General features: G+C 35.0%; 19 protein-coding genes. 4 read left to right on the plus strand and 15 right to left on the minus strand.

Annotated elements, in window-relative coordinates; all coding sequences use genetic code 11:
* The first annotated feature begins 327 nt into the window (after positions 1 to 327).
* The gene (locus BKP35_RS03875) at positions 328 to 591 is read left to right on the plus strand and encodes a DUF2624 family protein (protein ID WP_071312050.1); all 264 of its coding nucleotides are present in this window, start codon (positions 328 to 330) and stop codon (positions 589 to 591) included.
* A 300-nt stretch (positions 592 to 891) separates the two neighbouring features.
* On the opposite strand, the gene BKP35_RS03880 is transcribed toward BKP35_RS03875, so the two are convergent.
* Together BKP35_RS03880 and BKP35_RS03885 are read right to left on the minus strand one after the other, a co-directional pair.
* Positions 892 to 1,779: a deoxyribonuclease IV gene (locus BKP35_RS03880; RefSeq protein ID WP_071312051.1), complete on the minus strand. Its 888-nt coding sequence runs from the start codon at positions 1,777 to 1,779 to the stop codon at positions 892 to 894.
* Positions 1,780 to 1,805: 26 nt separating this feature from the next.
* Positions 1,806 to 3,137, minus strand: a complete 1,332-nt coding sequence (locus tag BKP35_RS03885; RefSeq protein WP_071312239.1) for a DEAD/DEAH box helicase — start codon at positions 3,135 to 3,137, stop codon at positions 1,806 to 1,808.
* A 346-nt stretch (positions 3,138 to 3,483) separates the two neighbouring features.
* On the opposite strand from BKP35_RS03885, the gene vrrA reads away from it, so the two are divergent.
* The 3 genes from vrrA to BKP35_RS03900 all read left to right on the plus strand — a co-directional run bounded on the left by vrrA (position 3,484) and on the right by BKP35_RS03900 (position 6,286).
* Positions 3,484 to 4,029: a VrrA/YqfQ family protein gene (gene vrrA, locus BKP35_RS03890; RefSeq protein ID WP_084031425.1), complete on the plus strand. Its 546-nt coding sequence runs from the start codon at positions 3,484 to 3,486 to the stop codon at positions 4,027 to 4,029.
* Between the two features lie 395 nt (positions 4,030 to 4,424).
* Entirely contained in the window at positions 4,425 to 4,922 is a 498-nt protein-coding gene (locus tag BKP35_RS03895; RefSeq protein WP_071312053.1) for a CarD family transcriptional regulator, read from the plus strand.
* A gap of 425 nt (positions 4,923 to 5,347) precedes the next feature.
* Positions 5,348 to 6,286 (plus strand): 4-hydroxy-3-methylbut-2-enyl diphosphate reductase, encoded by a 939-nt coding sequence (locus BKP35_RS03900; RefSeq protein WP_071312054.1) that lies wholly within the window; start codon positions 5,348 to 5,350, stop codon positions 6,284 to 6,286.
* A 157-nt stretch (positions 6,287 to 6,443) separates the two neighbouring features.
* Here the strand turns inward: BKP35_RS03900 and BKP35_RS03905 are convergent, their stop codons facing one another.
* From BKP35_RS03905 to BKP35_RS03965, 13 genes are all read right to left on the minus strand, one after another.
* On the minus strand, positions 6,444 to 7,565 hold the full coding sequence (locus BKP35_RS03905; RefSeq protein WP_071312055.1) for a Nif3-like dinuclear metal center hexameric protein: 1,122 nt from the start codon (positions 7,563 to 7,565) through the stop codon (positions 6,444 to 6,446).
* Positions 7,553 to 8,269, minus strand: a complete 717-nt coding sequence (locus BKP35_RS03910; protein WP_071312056.1) for a tRNA (adenine(22)-N(1))-methyltransferase — start codon at positions 8,267 to 8,269, stop codon at positions 7,553 to 7,555. Before BKP35_RS03910 ends, BKP35_RS03905 begins: the two co-directional genes overlap by 13 nt.
* Positions 8,270 to 8,468: 199 nt before the next feature.
* A complete protein-coding gene (locus BKP35_RS03915) occupies positions 8,469 to 8,867 on the minus strand; it encodes a c-type cytochrome (protein WP_071312057.1) in 399 nt (132 codons plus the stop codon).
* A gap of 157 nt (positions 8,868 to 9,024) precedes the next feature.
* Positions 9,025 to 9,564 carry a hypothetical protein gene (locus tag BKP35_RS03920; RefSeq protein ID WP_071312058.1) on the minus strand — a complete coding sequence of 180 codons (540 nt, stop codon included), beginning with the start codon at positions 9,562 to 9,564 and terminating at the stop codon, positions 9,025 to 9,027.
* 76 nt (positions 9,565 to 9,640) lie between these two features.
* Positions 9,641 to 10,756 carry an RNA polymerase sigma factor RpoD gene (gene rpoD, locus BKP35_RS03925; RefSeq protein ID WP_071312059.1) on the minus strand — a complete coding sequence of 372 codons (1,116 nt, stop codon included), beginning with the start codon at positions 10,754 to 10,756 and terminating at the stop codon, positions 9,641 to 9,643.
* A gap of 108 nt (positions 10,757 to 10,864) precedes the next feature.
* Positions 10,865 to 12,673, minus strand: a complete 1,809-nt coding sequence (gene dnaG / locus BKP35_RS03930; protein WP_071312060.1) for a DNA primase — start codon at positions 12,671 to 12,673, stop codon at positions 10,865 to 10,867.
* 66 nt (positions 12,674 to 12,739) lie between these two features.
* Entirely contained in the window at positions 12,740 to 13,201 is a 462-nt protein-coding gene (locus BKP35_RS03935) for a YaiI/YqxD family protein (protein ID WP_071312061.1), read from the minus strand.
* Positions 13,202 to 13,517: 316 nt separating this feature from the next.
* Complete coding sequence (locus BKP35_RS03940; RefSeq protein WP_071312062.1) at positions 13,518 to 14,333, minus strand: pyruvate, water dikinase regulatory protein; 816 nt, start codon at positions 14,331 to 14,333, stop codon at positions 13,518 to 13,520.
* A gap of 139 nt (positions 14,334 to 14,472) precedes the next feature.
* Complete coding sequence (gene ccpN / locus BKP35_RS03945; protein ID WP_071312240.1) at positions 14,473 to 15,117, minus strand: transcriptional regulator CcpN; 645 nt, start codon at positions 15,115 to 15,117, stop codon at positions 14,473 to 14,475.
* 538 nt (positions 15,118 to 15,655) lie between these two features.
* Positions 15,656 to 16,405 (minus strand): DNA repair protein RecO, encoded by a 750-nt coding sequence (recO, locus tag BKP35_RS03950; RefSeq protein WP_071312063.1) that lies wholly within the window; start codon positions 16,403 to 16,405, stop codon positions 15,656 to 15,658.
* A gap of 37 nt (positions 16,406 to 16,442) precedes the next feature.
* Positions 16,443 to 16,586: a YqzL family protein gene (locus BKP35_RS03955; RefSeq protein ID WP_071312064.1), complete on the minus strand. Its 144-nt coding sequence runs from the start codon at positions 16,584 to 16,586 to the stop codon at positions 16,443 to 16,445.
* A 260-nt stretch (positions 16,587 to 16,846) separates the two neighbouring features.
* Positions 16,847 to 17,755, minus strand: a complete 909-nt coding sequence (gene era, locus BKP35_RS03960) for a GTPase Era (RefSeq protein WP_071312065.1) — start codon at positions 17,753 to 17,755, stop codon at positions 16,847 to 16,849.
* Positions 17,748 to 18,146, minus strand: coding sequence for a cytidine deaminase (locus BKP35_RS03965; RefSeq protein WP_071312066.1), 399 nt, complete (start codon positions 18,144 to 18,146; stop codon positions 17,748 to 17,750). The genes era and BKP35_RS03965 overlap by 8 nt, the downstream gene beginning before the upstream one ends.
* Positions 18,147 to 18,148 lie beyond the last annotated feature (2 nt).

Genomic DNA, 18,148 nt, shown 5'->3' on the forward strand with positions numbered 1-18,148 from the left:
AAGAAACTTCTTTTGCTTAATGGCAACTTTTTTCGTAAACATAACTCGTTACTTTTTTTAACTTCACCCATTTTTTTATAATCAAATTCAATATATGATTAATAATATTCATTTGTGCATATCATATTGCCTATAAGTTAAAAAGTTTCCTAAAGGAAACTTTTTAACTTATAGTAAATTATATTAGTTACTCTAAACAATTGCAATTATTATTTTTTTAGAAATAACCCATTAAATTTCAACGATAATTCTTCGGATATTTTCACGTTCCCGTCTAATAAACATAATATAAATTTGACTAATTTATTAGATAGGAGCGGTACAAACATGAACCCTTTTATTATACAAATGGTAAACCATAAGCTTAATACAATTAATAAAAATGAATTACTGCAATTAGCTCAACAGCACCAATTTAACATAACCGAAAACCAAGCTAAAAGTATCATTACTATTTTACGTTCTGAAACGATAGATGTAACAAACCAAAAACAACGAGACCGACTATTAGCAAAACTAAAAAGACAAGTCGACGCAAAAACTGCAAAACAAGTAAACGAAATGCTTAGCCAGTATGATCAATATTTATAATGTGAAATTTACAATTTAGAATTGTGTAGGTAGTGACTTGGAGTTCGGAGTTTGGAGTTTTGAATTTTGGCTTTTAGTTTTTGTAGGTTATGCTTCGGAGGTTGTTGGCTTTTGACGTTATGTTTATTTATAAGCTATGGTACATGCTCGAGCATTTCTTTTACGATAGGAAAAAAGAGGCTGGGACAAAACAAAGTGTCAGACACCGCTAGACACCGAATATAGACATATGATAAATCTTTACGTCTATATTTAGTAGGATCCGCGTGGTGTCAGACACTTTTGTCCCAGCCTCTTTGTTTAGGCCATTATTTTTTGTTGAAGTTCTGGATCGAATTTTTTATTTTTTAACATTTCGATCTCGTGCTTATAAGGTGGTTTTTTATCTTTCTTATCCTCACCTACATAAGGAGTTTCTAATATTTTCGGTATATTCGTTAATTGTGGATGATGTACAATATAATTTAATGCTTCAAAGCCAATATGACCGAAGCCAATGTTTTCATGGCGGTCTTTTTTTGCACCACACTCATTTTTACTGTCATTAATATGCAACACTTTTAAACGATCTAATCCAATGATCTTATCAAAGTCATTAAGAACTCCATCAAAATCTTCAACAATATTATACCCGGCATCGTGAACGTGACAAGTATCCAAACAAATTGATAACTTCTCGTTTAATTGAACGCCACTAATAATTTCAGCTAATTCTTCAAAGCTTCTACCACATTCGGAACCTTTGCCTGCCATTGTTTCTAATGCAATCTGGACTTCTTGATCTTTTTCTAGAACTTCATTTAAACCTGTAATAATTTGCTTGATGCCAGCTTCCGCACCTTCTTTAACATGAGCCCCAGGGTGTAAAACAATTTGTCTTGCCCCGATTTCATGAGTTCTTGCAATTTCTGACTTCAAGAAATTTACCCCTAATTCAAACGTTTCTGGCTTAATTGAATTTCCGATATTTATGATATAAGGGGCATGAACGATAATCTCATCAATCCCGTGCTCTAGCATATGTGCTAAACCAGCAGGAATATTTAACTCTTCGATCGGTTTCCTACGTGTATTTTGTGGTGCACCAGTATAAATCATAAACGTATTTGCACCATATGACACTGCTTCTTCACTAGCAGCTAGAAGCATTTTTTTACCACTCATTGATACGTGTGATCCTAGTTTCATCCTCTAGATTTCTCCTTTGTTATCAACTATTTCTTTTTGTTTATACGCCTATTTCTCTTCTCTTGTTTTTCTTGTTGCCATTTTGCCTTTTTCTTATATCCGGGTTTGACACTTTTCGGTTTTGCTTTTGCTTTCCCACCCGTAACAGGAGTAGTCTTCCCCTTTTTAACTATAACAGAGCTTGTAGTATTCTTTCTAACTTTACGCTTAAACTTATTTTCAAGCTCAACCCATTCACCGTTTTTCAGGTCTACAAAAGAAAATTGAATTTTACGATCCATCAACTTTTGAATAGCTTCTTCATCTTTTTCTTCAAAAATAGATAGCGCAATTCCTGATTCACCCGCACGTGCCGAACGCCCAACACGATGCACATACCAGTCGAGGTCATTTTTCGGGAGTTCATAATTAATAATATGAGTAACCCCTTTGATGTCAATTCCTCTTGCAGCTAAATCGGTAGCAACTAAATATTGAACTTTTGCAGCGTTTACTTCTTTCATCACTTGCTTTCTATGGCGAGGATTAAGTCCACCATGAATTCGATCAACATTTAATCCAGCCTGTAACATCGCATCTGCAATTTCATCAACTTGCTCTTTTTTATTAGCAAAAATAATCGCAAAGTAGGGGTTATATTTCCGAGCAACATCAATAACGAGTTTAATTTTATCTCTGTGTTTTGCAGGTAGTAGATAATGGTCAATTTTTTCAGCCGTTGTTTGTGCTGGATCTACTTGAACATGCCTTGGATTATTCATATATTTCTTTAAAAATGGTTGTAGTTTTTCTGGTATTGTTGCAGAGAAGACGAGCATTTGAAGCTCTTCGCCCATACGCGAAGCAATTTTATCTACTTCCTCAATAAAACCCATGTCGAGCATTTGGTCAGCTTCATCAACAACTAATATTTCAGAAGTATACACTTTTAACGCCTGTGCTTCGACCAAGTCATAAATTCTTCCAGGTGTTCCTACGACAATTTGTGGTTGAGTTTTTAACTTTACAATCGTTCTTAACCGGTCAGTCCCACCAACAATTAATTTAGCCGTCATTTCATCTGAAAACTGAAGAAGCTTTTCTAACTCAGTATAAATTTGCGTTGCTAACTCTCTTGTTGGGGCCGTTATCACAGCTTGTACTTCATCTTTTGTTACATCTATTCTTTCTATAATTGGAATCAAAAACGCTAATGTCTTCCCTGAACCGGTTTGCGATTGACCTATGACATCTTTTCCTGAAACAATTGCAGGAATTAACCTTTCTTGAATTTCAGTTGGCATAAAAAAGCGTTGTTCATTTAACCCTTCAATTATAAATGGCTTTAATTGAAACCTTTCAAAATTGGATTTCTTCATCATTTAAATTCTCCTACCTTTAAATACTCTAATTTAATGAATTTCATCATTCATTATTTTCGTCCCTAAGACCAATATATAGTTGCACCAAAACACTTGCAACTATATATTGTTTCATGTGACTCTTTTTGGTAATTATGAAATTCAATTAATTGCTTAAAGTTTTATGTATTGTGAAACTAATTTTAGGAACACATAATCAAATTATCCTAGACATAATACTATACCATTCTTTTCGTAAAATCAAAATCAACTACGAATTACACCCTTATCAATTATTGTTAGTAGCACCACCGTCTATATACATGCATATACCTAATTGTAGAGGAATATTGTTTATGAAAGGATGGAGCCTATGTATCCAATGCCAACACCACAAATGCCACCAATTACTCCAACAACACCATTTGCTTCTCAAGGGATGATGCAAGGAGCTCAACACTTGAGCAGAATGCCTCTTCAACAAGGCGCCGCCATCGGAGGACAATCCGGTGGATTACTTGGGAAGTTACTAGGGGGAGCACAAGCTGGAGCTGGAGGCGGTGGTTTAACAAATATAGTCGGAATGCTACAAAATGCTCAAAAAGCAATTGGAATTTTTCAACAAGTTAGTCCTTTAGTTCAACAATACGGACCGTTAGTTAAATCTTTGCCTGCACTTATTAACATAATGAGAAGCAATGGAAATGAAGATGATGAACAAAAAACTGAAGCATCAACTCCAAATGAAAGTAATAGTGAAACAAAGTTAAAGACAGAGCAAGTAAAAAAGAAAAAAACGACTAAAAAGAAAGGGAAACAAAAAAAATCCCAAGCTAAAAAAATGAGCACCCAAAAAACTAATTCAACTGAAATAGGCAATGGTATACCAGCACCTAAACTTTATATTTAAAAAAGATCATTTATGAGAGTCCTATCATAGTTCCATGAAAATGTCGGTCGATCTCCATTAGAGAGCTGTTAATCTTACAACATAAGAGGCTTGTTTAAGAAATCGACCGACAAATTTTTTATACATATTATAGTTATATTAGGACATATTATAGTAGTAGACAGGAGACAGTGAATTGTTGTAAAATTTTTCTTTTTCGCATAAATGTGTTATAATATTTACACCCTCAAAAAAGATCTGCATAGTAAAACCTTATATATTTACATATTATGCTTCGCTTCATTTTAACTATTCTCCCACAATACAATTTAAAGTGAACTTCATAAACATAAGTTTATTTTTTTGGAGAATACTGTTTGCTGTTTATGTTTAATAAAACGTTTGGAGGTATGCTCATGTTCAATGTAGGTGATCACGTAGTCTATCCATACCACGGTGCTGGAACAATTCGAGATATTGAAGAAAAGGAAGTTTTAGGAGAAAAGTTATTATATTACGTATTGTACTTTCCTCTTAATGATGTCACACTAATGCTTCCAGAGGATAGAATCGATAGTTCTGGTTTAAGAAAGGTTATTGAAGAAAATCAACTAGATGAACTAATTTATGCTCTTCAAAACGGAATACAGACGAAGAATGAAAATCCAAAACAATATTCAAGAGAAAATGAGAATTTATTAAAATCAGGAAATATTATCGACGCTGCTCACGTAGTAGCTAACTTAAGTTTAAAAGAACATGAACGTACAAATGGACTTCATATTCAAGATCGTAAAAACTTAGATAAAGCAAAACAGTTTCTCGTAAGTGAACTTATGCTTGCTAACGATATGACAGAAGAAGAAGCTTACGAATTCATTGATAAATACGTCCAAATCTCCCAAGGAGCATAGTCTTGAATAGGCAAATCTTGATGGACCGAAACGCTCGAGAAGCTAGGCAGTGGAGCTAGACATAGAAAAGCGGAGGGGACTTGAAAGGTCCGACAAAAACTGGAACCTTCCATTACATTTCCCTGCATCAATTTATCACTTTGATGCAGGGATTTTTCATATACTATCAACAATCGGTATTAATCCACTGCATTGGTGTAGCTTCTTTCCACTTACATACATCTCTCTGCATCAAACCATCACTTTGACACACTTAACTTCTCCATGCACTTACATTTATTCACATCCATCTCTGTTTTCTACGCAGTTTCTCCATTCACTTACATCTCTCTATATAACTTCTCTTTGATTGCATAAAAATAAAAGTTTAATTTATAATGAGAGGAAGATATTCATTTGAATTTAAACAAGGAGGTTTTCCTACAGTGGAAGTTTTAAAAATCTCTCCCCGTGGATATTGTTACGGGGTTGTTGATGCTATGGTTTTAGCAAGACAAGCTGCCAAGAACCTAGATTTACCTAGACCTATATATATTTTAGGAATGATCGTTCATAATAAACACGTAACTGATGCATTTTCTGAAGATGGGATTATTACACTTGATGGTGCTAACCGTCTAGAAATATTAAAAAAGGTTGATAAAGGAACCGTTATTTTTACTGCTCACGGTATTTCTCCAGAAGTTCGAAAAATAGCAAAAGAAAAAGGACTGACAACCGTAGACGCAACGTGTCCAGATGTAACCAAAACTCACGACTTAATTAAAGAGAAAGCAAACGACGGCTATGAAATCATCTATATCGGTAAAAAAGGACACCCTGAACCAGAAGGAGCAATCGGAGTTGCTCCTAACCATGTTCATTTAGTTCAAAATGAAGACGATGTCGATCAACTAAAGATTACTAGTGATAAAGTCATCATCACTAACCAAACGACAATGAGTCAGTGGGATGTATCTCATATTATGAAGGCGGCTATTGATAAATACCCAAAGTCAGAAATTCATAACGAAATTTGCCTTGCTACTCAAGTTCGTCAAGAAGCCGTCGCAGAGCAAGCTAAAAATGCTGATTTACTTATTGTCGTAGGTGACCCTAAAAGCAATAATTCAAACCGCTTAGCACAAGTTTCACAAGAAATTGCCGGAACACCAGCTTATCGTATTTCTGATGTATCTGAGCTAGACATTGAATGGTTAAAAGGCATAAAAAAAGTCGCAGTTACTAGTGGCGCATCAACACCAACTCCGATTACGAAAGAAGTCATTCATTATTTAGAACAGTTTGAGGAAAATGATCCAGCAACATGGAAACTTGAAAAGAAGGTTCCTCTAAATAAAATCTTACCTAAAGTAAAACATTAATGAAGACTCGCCAAAAAACAGTATAAGCTAAGATAATATTAAAAAACGGGCTTAAGCCCGTTTCTTTACATCAATGAATTTCATAATTCATGATTCTCGCCACTAAGATCAATATAGTTGCGTGATATGGCTCATTTTTGGTAATTATGAAATTCACTCACATAAAAGTAAATGGATCAGTGTTGATTTTAGAAACTATAATCTTCGTGTCATATTTATTATCACGAACGAAGTTTTCTAAAAAGGAGCTTACTGCTTCTTTCATAACCTTCTCGACATTATGACCTGGATCAACGATATTTAAGCCATCCATCATTGCATCATGAGCCACATGGTAGTACATATCTCCAGTCACGAATACATCTGCACCTTTAAATAATGCCTGTGATACATATTTGTTTCCATCACCGCCTAAGACCGCAACTTTACTAATCTTAGTGTTCATATCGCCTACCACTCTTAAACCGTCTACTTTAAAGGCTGTTTTAACGAACAAAGCAAACTCTTTTAAAGGCATTTCATTTTCAAGGTAACCGATTCTTCCTAATCCAAGTTGTTCACCTTTATTATGTAATGGATAAATATCGTAGGCAACCTCTTCATATGGGTGAGCTTTGATCATTGCCGATATCACTTTGTTTTGCAATGGAGCAGGAAAGATCGTTTCTATTTTTATTTCATTCACTCTTTCTAACTTTCCTTGTTCACCAATAAACGGATCGGTCCCAGCTTCTGGTTTAAACATCCCTGTTCCTTCTGAATTAAACGAACAATGACTATAATTCCCAATATACCCTGCACCAACCCTTCCTAGCGCTTCTCTAACTTGTTCAGCATGTTCACTAGGAACAAATACGACTAGTTTTTTCAAAGTTATTTCTGTCGTTGGTGCTAAAACATCAACATTTTGTAAACCGAGTTTTTCTGCCATTAAATCATTTACCCCACCTTTGGCGACATCAAGATTAGTATGGGCAGCATAAACTGCGATATTGTGTTTAATTAACTTTTCGACAATTCTTCCATATGGGCGATCTGTAGGGATCGATTTTAACGGACGAAATATAATCGGGTGGTGAGCGATGATTAAGTCTACCCCTTCTTCAATCGCTTCGTCCACTACGGCTTCTAACAAATCTAGAACTACCATCACTTTATTAATGGGCTTATTCAAAGTACCAACTTGCAAGCCAATTTTATCTCCTTCAACAGCTAATGATTTCGGTGACCACGATTCAAACGCTTGAATAATTGCTTGACCGTTTGCTAATTTTGCCACTTTAAAACCTCCTCTACCTCGTTTATTTTCTCTAATAATTGCTTTTTCTTTTCGACTACTTCATTTGTTTGTTTTGCTTTTTCAAACTGTTGGACAATTTCCTTCCATGAAGTTAGCTCACTTTTCCACTTTTTCAAAAATATATCGCTTCTTTTTTCCATTAAAAAAGGACCTAGCAATAATTCTAAATTACGTTTTTCTTCACTATAAGGTGAATTTCCTTCTCTATCGGCTGTTAAAATTTCATAAATAACTCCATCTTCTTCAATGATCTCTTCGTTTATAAGTATCCAATTGTTTTCTTCAAGCCATACCCTTATTTGGTTAGCTGCAACATTCGGTTGTAAAATTAACCGTTTTATACCTGGAAGTTTTTCTCTCCCGTGCTCTAAAATTGATACTATTAAAGGACCTCCCATTCCAGCAATAGTAATAACATCTACTTCACCTTTATTGAGGACTTGTAACCCATTTCCTTTTCTTACAGAAATTTCATCTGTGTAATTTAATTTCCGAACTTGTTCAACCGCAGACTGAAACGGTCCCTCATTCACTTCTCCAGCAATGGCCGACGTAATTAAACCGTGCTTTAATGCGTAACATGGTAAATATGCATGATCTGAACCAATGTCAGCGATCGTACTCCCAGGTGGAATTTGCTCAGCTACTAATGTTAATCGTTTTGATAAATTTGTTTCATTCATCTCAAAATCACCTTTACTAATTTATGTATTATCTATTTAATCTTAATCGTTCTATTTGTTATATGCAAACAAAAAAAGGCTGGGACAAAAGTGTCTGACACCACGCGGATCCTACTAAATATAGACGTAAAGATTTATCATATGTCAATATTCGGTGTCTAGCGGTGTCTGACACTTTGTTTTGTCCCAGCCCTTTTCTTTAATTTGCAACTTCTATTAAGTATTCAGCGATCGCTTCGGCATCAGATTCTGGGAAAGCTGGCATTCCTGGTATGCCATAATCTTCTCCACCTTCATGAATGATTGTCATAATTTCTTCTTTAGAACGACGATCACCAATGCCAATTAAGTTACCCATTGGACCATCAAAGCTTCCCCCATGACAGCCGATACACGACGCTTGATAAGCTTGTTCACCTAGAGCCATAGGATCCGATGTATCGACGGTTTCTTGTGTCTGCTGTTCTTCCACCGCATCTTCACCCTCAAGAGCTAACCTCTCTTCTTTTTGGGTCACACCGATAAAAGATAAACTAATCATAAGTATTAAACCTACTACTGCAATTGCAGCAAATGGAAATAAAGGTTTTCCTTTCATATTGCCACTCCCTCAAAATTATTCAATATAATCACTATTAATAACAAACTAATGTTATTTTACTTGAAAACAAAGGCCGAGAAAAGAGAAATGCATAAATTTATCAAATAAATCTTATATTTCCACAATAAATACAGTATTATATCTCTATCATTGACTAAATAAGTAAAAAATAAAAGACGATGATAAAACCAATAGCACCAGAAATTGTAAAGTACTTCAGTTTATATTTTTTTCCAATAAATAGCCATACAATACATGTAAAAAAAACCGTGAGCATAATTGCTAATGGTTGATTAGGGAAAAGGTAGTCAATGACATCAATCGAAGCTAAAAAAACAATAAGCGCTCCTAACAATATAAAAAAATGAGCAAACCGCTGTTCATACTTTTTCACAAAAAAAGCTAAGAAAAACATTAAACCACTAAAAATAATTACTAAAGCAGTTTGCAAAAGGGGAGAAAAGTCAGTAAAATAAATGACAAGAAATGTTAATCCTAATAAAGTCATTCCAATAACCATAAACAGTAACATCAATAGTTGGTTAGACACGCTAGAGTTTAATTTCTGTTCATTTTTGCCTGTTTCTTCTCCTTCTGTATATAAAGTTAATAAAAAGTTGCAATATTGTTCAGGTAAAAGACGATTTTTTTTCCAATATTTTATTTCATTTATAATAATTTTTTTTCGATCCATCTCCGTCCTCCTAAAAGTGGTGTTCAATTCCAAAATAAAAGGCTTATCCCGATTGGAATAAACCTTTTAATAACTTTTATTCAAGGAAATCTTTTAAACGCTTGCTTCTACTAGGGTGGCGAAGCTTACGTAACGCCTTTGCTTCAATTTGTCGAATTCTTTCTCTAGTTACACCAAAAACTTTACCTACCTCCTCAAGTGTTCTAGTTCGACCGTCATCGAGTCCAAAACGGAGTCTGAGTACATTTTCTTCTCGATCAGTTAAAGTATCTAAAACGTCTTCTAGTTGCTCTTTTAACAGCTCGTAAGCAGCGGCATCTGATGGAGCTAACGCTTCTTGATCCTCGATAAAATCACCGAGGTGAGAATCGTCCTCTTCACCAATAGGTGTTTCTAAAGAAACTGGTTCTTGAGCAATCTTTAAGATTTCTCTAACCTTTTCAGGTGTTAAGTCCATTTCTTCTGAAACTTCTTCAGGTGTTGGTTCACGCCCTAAGTCTTGCAATAATTGACGCTGAACACGAATAAGCTTATTAATCGTTTCCACCATATGAACAGGGATACGGATTGTTCTAGCTTGGTCAGCAATTGCTCTAGTGATTGCCTGACGTATCCACCAAGTTGCGTACGTACTGAATTTATATCCTTTTTCATAGTCGAATTTTTCTACAGCCTTAATTAATCCCATGTTGCCTTCTTGTATTAGATCAAGGAATAGCATTCCTCGGCCGACGTAACGTTTAGCAATACTAACTACAAGCCTTAAATTTGCTTCTGCGAGCCTTCGTTTTGCCTCTTCGTCACCAGTTTCTATTTGTTTTGCTAATTGAATTTCATCCTCTGCAGATAGTAGAGGAACACGACCGATTTCTTTTAAATACATACGAACTGGATCATTGATTTTAATCCCTGGCGGAACACTCAAATCATTTAAATCAAATTCTTCTTCTTTCGCAACTTCTTGCAAATTAGGTACATCCTCAGTTTCGTTTAAAACTTCAATTCCTTGTTCACCTAAATATTCAAAAAACTCGTCGATCTGATCTGAATCTTGATCAAAGCTAGCTAGCTTTTCTGTGATGTCCGCATATGATAAAACACCCCGTTTTTTTCCGAGTTCTACTAATTGTTCTTTTACTTGATCGATTGACATTTCTCCTTCAGCCACAGGGCGAAGCGGTTTTTCTGCCATTACGACCCCTCCTTCCGATTGTTCAACCTTATACATCCAAAGCAACGATGAGTTGCTATTATTAGAGCAGGTATACTTTTAAAATTTATAATTTATAATTTATAAGCACTAATGCTTTAATTCCTTCTTCATTTGAATGATCTCCATGGCGATATTTGCCGCCGATTTATAATCACCTTTACTTTCAGCCTCTTTTCTCGCTCTTTCCTTATTCTCGATCTCGATGACCTTAGGATAGTTTGTGATTTGCCTTATGTAATCATTCAACTCTTGCTCCGACAATTCTTCACTAATTGTCATCATCGCTACTTCAGTGGCTATTCTTGTTAATTTTTCATCATTAAGCCTTTGAATAAATTGACTTGAATTCGGCTCATTCCCTTCTCCATAATAGGCATATAAATGGGCAACAATCGCATGGTACTCATCAATATTAAAGTTACCACCTATTTTTTCTTGAACGGTACAAGCAATGTTAATATCTTTCATCATATAGGCTAAAAGCATTCGTTCCGCATTGTGAAATGCAGGTAAAAGTTTCTTTTCTGTGACAAACTTATTTCTTACACTTGGTACGCTTTGGTGTTCATTTTGTGGGTTGTTTTGCTTTTTTTGTTTGTATAAGCGGTACAACTCTTGTTTTAGTGCATTCAAAGAAAGAGAAAATTCTTGAGATAACTGCCTTAAATAATGGTCTCTTTCAATCGCGTTAGTGAGGGAAGTTATTTCAGAAAGAACATTTTCAATGTATGCGATTCTTTCAGCTTCATTTTGAAGATTCTTCCCTTTTCTAAGAAAATTCATTTTAAATGCCATCGTTGTTTGATTAGCATTAATGACTTCTTTACGGAACTTTTCTGAACCGTATTTTTGTATATAATCATCAGGATCATAACCTTCTGGGAGGTTAGCAACCTTCACATTACAATTATTAGCTTCTAATATTTCAATCGCTCGGTACGTCGCTTTTAAACCAGCATTATCTGAGTCATAACAAATAATAACAGATTCTGCATTTCTTCTAATAAGCTTTGCTTGCTCATCTGTAATCGCAGTTCCTAATGTCGCAACCCCGTTTCGAACTCCAGCTTGCCATGCAGTAATAACATCTACATAGCCTTCAAAAAGGACCGCTTCATTATTTTTTCTCATTTCAGATCTTGCAATATGAAAGCCATATAAGATTTTACTTTTATTAAAAATCTTCGATTCTGGACTATTTAAGTATTTAGGGTGATCATTCCCGATAACTCTTCCTCCAAAACCAATCACCTTTCCATCTTTGTTCCAAATTGGAAACATCACTCGATCGCGAAAACGGTCAAAAAATTTGCCATCAAAATCACGTTTAGCAAGAAGACCAATTTGTTCCATTATGTTTAAAGAAACTTTACGTTTATCAAAAAAGTGAGCTAACGTATCCCACGCATTAGGTGCAAAGCCAAGGGAAAACGTGTTGATCATTTCTGTTGTAAAACCTCTTTCTGTTAAATAATGAAAGGCATCTTTCCCTTGTTCTGTATTCATTAACAGATGGTGATATAGCTTTGCAGCTAATTCACTTCCAGAAATCATTGTATTATTTTCGGTCGACATTTTTGCTGCTTCATTTTGTTGTAATTCCGGTAGATCGATGTTTGTTCGCTCAGCTAAATGTTTCACTGACTCTAAAAACTCATAGCCTTCTATAGCCATAACAAACGAAAAAACGTTACCACCTGCGCCACAACCAAAACAATGATAAAGTTGTTTATCTGGTGATACAGAAAAGCTTGGCGTTTTTTCCCCATGAAACGGACATAAGCCTGTTAAATTACGGCCTTGCTTCTTTAATTGAACGTATTCACCAATAACATCTACAATGTCTACAGAATTTCTTATTTTCTCGACCTTTTCTTCAGAAATTCTATTTCCCATTTTTTTCACACCATTCTTACTCATCATTGTATAAAAGGTTGGAGTATATAATTTCGAGTTTTTTTGCTAAACTCCTTCTAGTTTTGACAAAATTTTTTCAAATTCCTCATAAAACATCAAAATATCTTCATTCTTTATTTTTTTTGGGCCTTTCGTTTTCATCCCTGCCCTTCTTTGAATTTTCCCTAAATGTCTAGTAAACAAAAGTTCATTCATATCCTCTTCAAGAAAAATTTTCCCCCGAGGTGAAATTACGTTAACCCCTTTAGGGAGCAGCAGACCTGCTAACCCATGATCTTGGGTAACAACGACATCACCACGACGACAATGGTTAACTATATACAGATCTGCTTCTTCCGCTCGCGAGTCTACTGTCACTAACTCTGCTCCTAACGACGGATTTATTTCATGTGCGTAGGAAGCAACAAAGACAAGTTTTTTGTTATACTTTTTGCATAGATGACCGATCTCTTCTTTTACAGGACAAGAATCAGCATCGACATAAACCGTCAGAACATCATTTCGCATAATTGATTATTCTACATCTCCTATAGGAATCCTTCTTTTTAATGTTTTAAGTAGAAATTACCACCTTTTTAAACTAATTAAATGTATGAACAGTTTTTTATCTATATAATACTTCATCTACTATCATTACCAAAAACTATAGAATAAGTCTTGACTTTTTTAATTTATTTGTTCTAGTTCAAGATTATGCATAATTTTTGATCACAATATTTCATTATAAGCTATTTTTTTAATTCTAGCCATAAAAAAACTCACCGGGTTGGTGAGTTTTTTTATAAATCTAGAGAATATACCTTTTTTATAAACTATTTTTTGTTTATTTACCACTAAACATATTCCAAATCAGATTTGCAGTTTCTTCTACCGCTTTATTAGATACATCAATAACAGGGCAACCTATTTTAGACATGATCTTTTCAGCATACTCAAGCTCAACTTTTATTCTTTCAACATTGGCATATGTAGCTTCTGCTTTTAGGCCCAAAGCTTTTAGGCGTTCAGCTCTTATATCGTTTAACTTTTCAGGACTAATCGTAAGACCGACACACTTCTTTGGTGATACACTGAATAGTTCTGCAGGTGGTTCAACCTCAGGAACTAAAGGGACGTTAGCAACTTTCAAACGTTTATGGGCCAGATATTGAGAAAGCGGGGTTTTCGATGTTCTTGATACGCCCACTAATATAACATCAGCTCTCATAATCCCTCTCGGGTCTCTTCCATCATCATATTTAACTGCAAATTCAATTGCTTCAACTTTTCTAAAGTAATCCTCATCTAATTTATGGACAAGTCCTGGTTCGTAACGTGGTTGTTTATTTGTTAAATCTTGGATTTTACCAATCATTGGTCCAATTATATCAACCGTAGTTACTCCTGCCTTATTTGCTTGATCAATTAAATATTGTTTTTTATCAGGAATTACTAAAGTGAAAGCAATAATTGCATTTACTTCCTTAGCTAACGTAATAACTTCTTCGATCGTTTCCTCATCTTCTACATAAGGAATTCGTCGAATATCTATGTTCGAGTGATTAAATTGACTTGCTGCAGCTTTTACTACTAACTCTGCAGTTTCCCCTACAGAATCTGAAACTACATAAACAATGGGGTGGTTATTAATTACTTGCATTTCTACCTCCACTTTAAATTTATTAATTTTCATAATTTACCAAAAATGAGCCACATCACGCAACTATATATTGATCTTAGTGGCGAGAATAAAAAATTACGTAATTGATTAAATAAACTAATATTTTTGCCCTACTAAATTATTCGTCATTTGCAAGATCAACAAGTGCCTTAGTTATGTTTGTTTTCGTGATACGACCTACCACTTCATAACTAGTACCGTCACTCGATTTGACTACCGGAAGAGCATCAATTTGCTTTTCGATCAGTTTTTTTGCAACATCAATAATTAAATCGTCTTTATAACAAATCGTTAAATTAGGCATTCTTGTCATAATTATATTAACAGGTACTGTTTCAAGGACTTGTTTTCCAAGGCTTGCCCTTAATAAGTCCTTCCTTGATAATATCCCTACAAGAGATGATGACTCATCTACGACGAACAATGTCCCAACGTCTTCTAAGAACATTGTACATATAGCATCGTAAACAGACGAGGACTCTTTCACGACTACAGGGATCGATTGATATTGTTTAACCGTTAATTTCATCACTTTTTCGGCCAATAACTGTTTTCCGCTTTTTCCAGTATAAAAATAACCAACTCTAGGGCGGGCATCTAAGTAACCTGCCATTGTCAAAATTGCTAAATCTGGCCTTAACGTTGCCCTAGTAAGTGATAGCTTTTCTGCTATCTGTTCTCCTGTAATAGGACCGTTATCCTTTACAATTTCAAGTATTCGTTCTTGCCTATTATTTAGTTCTATTTTCCTCACCGCCTCCATAACATTAGAAAAGCGCAAGCGACTTGGTCACGAGCGAAAGGCACTGGAAGGCCTTTGACAGAAGCCGCTTTTGGGCTTCCGAAAAGGACTGAAGTGACCGAGCTCGTAGGCGCTGAAGCTAGACAGCTTTCCAAGTACAAATATATATACGTCCTTATCTTTTTAGAAAAGCGCATGCTCCTGTCTAAATGTGTTATGCTTTTTCGATAATTATATACTAAATGATCAATAAATTCTATTTCAAAAAACAAAAAGAAGATAACTCGGTAAGATACAACTTAATGATCCTGTATCTTATACGAATTACCTTCTAAAAGTTGGATAGTTGGTTTGTTGGTTTGTTGGAAAGTAAAACCCAAAGTTTTTACATGTTAAGTGTGACATTGCATCGTCATGAAAATATTGTATAGAAAATGTTCGGCCGAACTCTTGAGTGAGCCTCTAAAATTCGTTAGAATTTTACAGCGAAGCGAAAGAGTTCGGCCGGCATTTACATTCTAGATGTTGATGATGCACCTTCAGATTTTTTATGAAAAATTTAATCAATGTTCATCTTATCTAATTGATTTAAGAACCGTTTACTTTTTAAATGTAGGCCAGAATATTCGTCATAATATTCTTCTACAATTTGTTTTAATTGAATTTTTGTTTCTTGTTTAACTGAAATAGACCCTAAGCGGTTTAACTCAAAATAATAAAATAATCGAAGCAACTTCGCCGTAGCAGCGCTAATTTTTAATGTTTTATTGTCAACATGTAAACAGCAATGACATAGAAAGCCACCTTCTTTTACAGAAAACGAAAACTCCCCTTCATTTGCTCCACAATGGGTACACCCATCTACATGTAGGCCAACTCCTGCTACTCTCAACATTTTAATTTCAAAAATTCTTGTTAAAATTTCGTAATCATAACCTTCATCTATGAAGTGAAATGTTTGATAAAGAAATTCAAATAGATAAGGATTTTTTTCGTTTTGCTCTGTTAATTTATCTAATAACTCTACAATATAAGCGGAATAGGCCGTTAAAAATATATCAGCTCTTAAATCTCGAAATGAGCTAATAATTTCTCCTTGATTTAACACCCCTAGCCCTGACGTCTTTTGAAAGACGTACTGGCCATGAGTAAATAGCTGTGAAATAGAAGAAAGACGGCTCTTAGGACGTTTAGCCCCGCGAGCCATCACACCAATTTTACCTAATTCCCGTGTATACAATGTTAAAATTTTATTCGACTCTCCGTAATCGGTGGTTCGAATAACTATTCCCTCTACCTTTTGTAACATTATTATCACCGCGCCATTAAATTAATGGCAAACAAGATCAACTTGTAGGAGTGTCTACTTCATCTAGCTTCTCTCTTAACTCCTCTCCTGCATCCACAGTGTCTCTTTCAATTTCCTTCATAATTAAGTACGTGTCGACGCTACCTGTCATCGAAAATACCTTCCAGGAAAAATCTAACATAAGAGAATCCACCTTTCTTTTTCGAGAAACTTGATTTACTTTAATTAATCACCGTTTTATTTAAAAGCTATTCTAGACCTCGCTATAACAATTAGAATGACCTTATTTGCAAAAAACATGTTAAGGAAATATTACTAATTTTTTTATGAATAAAAGAAAACTCTTACAAGCCAACACAAGCGCCTTATATTTATTTTAAATAATTTACAAATAAAAAACAACGCTCATAAATAAGCGTCGTTTGCCATTTTTTAACAATATTAATATTCATCTTCACTAAAGCCGAAATCCCTTAAAAATCCTCCTTTGTTTCTCCAATCTTTTTGAACCTTCACCCAAAGTTCTAGAAATATTTTTGAACCGAGTAGCGCTTCAATATCCCCTCGCGCTCGTTTACCGATTTCTTTAAGCATTGCACCTTGTTTGCCGATGATTATTCCTTTTTGTGAACTTCTTTCTACGACTATTGTCGCACCTATATAAACAGTGTTACTACCTTCTCGTTCTTTCATTTGTTCTATCCCTACAGCAATAGAATGCGGAATTTCTTCCCTTGTCAAATGTAATACTTTTTCACGAATAAGTTCTGAAACGATGAAACGTTCAGGGTGATCAGTCACTTGGTCTGCTGGATAATATTGTGGACCTTCTTCTAAATACTCAACAATTTGTTCTTTAAGAGTACCGACATTATTTCCTTGAAGAGCAGAGATAGGAATGATTTCTGCAAAATCTAATTTAACTCGATATTGGTCAATAAACCCAAATAGCTCGTCCGGGTGAATTAAATCTATTTTATTAATCACTAAAAAGACTGGTGTTCGAACCGTTTTTAACTGTTCGATAATGGCTTGGTCTCCACCACCAAAACCTTCTTTTGCATCTACAACAAATAATATTAAGTCAACTTCCTTAAACGTTTGATAAGCAACTTTCATCATAAAATCGCCTAATTTATGCTTCGGTTTATGTATTCCGGGTGTATCAATAAAAACAATTTGTGAATCGTTATCGGTGTAAACACCTTGAACTTTATTCCTTGTTGTTTGTGGTTTATCACTCATAATTGCAATTTTTTGTCCGATGACATTGTTTAATAATGTCGACTTTCCGACGTTTGGTCTTCCAATAATGGATACAAATCCCGATTTATAGCTTGTCTTAGTCATTTAAATCCTCCGGTGAAAAAGCGCCTGGCAACAACTTCTCTACTGTTGTTTCTTCAACGTCGCCTTGTAAATTTGTTAAAACTACTTTCATATCTTGTGAACAAAGTTCAGCAATCACTTGCCTACATGCGCCACAAGGAGGCACTGGGCGTTTCGTGTCGGCGACAACACATAATACATCAAATTCTTTATCACCTTCAGAATACGCCTTAAAAAGCGCTGTGCGCTCTGCGCAGTTACACATACTATAAGCTGCGTTCTCTATATTGCAACCATGATAAACTTTTCCATCTTTACTAAGTAAAGCTGCACCTACTTTAAATTTTGAATAAGGAACATAGGCCAACTCCCTAGCTTTTTTCGCTTCTTCTACTAAACGATTGATTTCCATTA

Source organism: Anaerobacillus arseniciselenatis, assembly GCF_001865995.1.
Taxonomy (GTDB): Bacteria; Bacillota; Bacilli; order Bacillales; family Anaerobacillaceae; genus Anaerobacillus; species Anaerobacillus arseniciselenatis.